Below are 1,009 nucleotides of genomic sequence, written 5' to 3' on the forward strand. Positions count from 1 at the left end.
GCAGGACGCGGCCTCGGCGGGCGGGCGGCCGGCGAGCCGGGCCGCCATGTAGGCCGCCGCGAAGCTGTCGCCCGCCGCGGTGGTGTCGACGATCGCGTCGACGGGTGGGGCCGGCACCGTGACGTCCTCGGTTCCGGCCAGCACCCGCACGCTCGGCGGCGAGCCGCCGCCCTTCAGCACGATCTCGCAGCGGCCGTGGTGGCGCAGCACCTCGTCCTCGCCATCCCGCCCGTACAGCCAGTCGAGATCTTCCACGGAGGCGAAGATCAGGTCGGAAGCCGCCATCGCCTCGCGGAAGGCGGCTTGGGCCTTGCCCTTGTCGGGCCAACCGCGGGGCCGGTAGTTGGTGTCGAAGGCCACCCGCCCTCCCTTTGCCTGCACGGCCCGGCCGGTCTCGGCGAGCGCCGCCCGCCCGGCCTCGCCGTAGAGCGACAGGCTGATGCCCGAGGCATAGACCAGGTCGTAGCCCGCCAGGGCGTCCCGGGTCTCTGCGGCGCCGGGGCCCGAGAAGAGGTCGCGGGCGGCGGCGCTGTCGCGCCAGTAATGGAAGCTGCGCTCCCCCTTCTCGTCGGTGCGGATGATGTAGAGCCCCGGCATCCGCCCGGGCAGGCGCCGCACCCGGCCCGTGCCGATTCCCTCGGCGCCCCAGGCCGCCAGCATTGCCTCGCTCCACGGATCGTCGCCGAGCGCCGTCACGTAATCGACCGCGACGCCGAGCCGGGCGAGGTAGAGGGCGGTGTTCAGCGTATCGCCGCCATAGCCGCGCAGCAGGCTGCCGTCGGGCCGTTCCGACAGCTCCATCATGCACTCGCCGATGCAGGCGACCCTCGTTGCCATCGTGTCCGTCCCTCTCCCCGGCCGTGCCGGCCGATCGACGGTGTGTCTCGAGGCCAAGACCAACGGTCGTTGAAAACGACCTTTGGTTCCGTTCTCGCATTTTCGCCAAGCCTCTGGCTTGGAATCGAAAATGCGAGATGGGTCAACGGCCCGATGCGTCAGCATCGTGGGC

Annotated in this window: 1 protein-coding gene; it reads right to left on the minus strand. The window is 71.5% G+C overall.

The window, feature by feature from the left end:
* Window positions 1-837, minus strand: an 837-nt coding sequence (locus tag VP06_RS33030) for a sugar kinase (RefSeq protein WP_048468060.1), incomplete at its 3' end; no start/stop codon positions are given.
* Window positions 838-1,009 lie beyond the last annotated feature (172 nt).

The sequence above is a fragment of the Methylobacterium aquaticum genome (assembly GCF_001043915.1).
Taxonomy (GTDB): Bacteria; Pseudomonadota; Alphaproteobacteria; order Rhizobiales; family Beijerinckiaceae; genus Methylobacterium; species Methylobacterium aquaticum.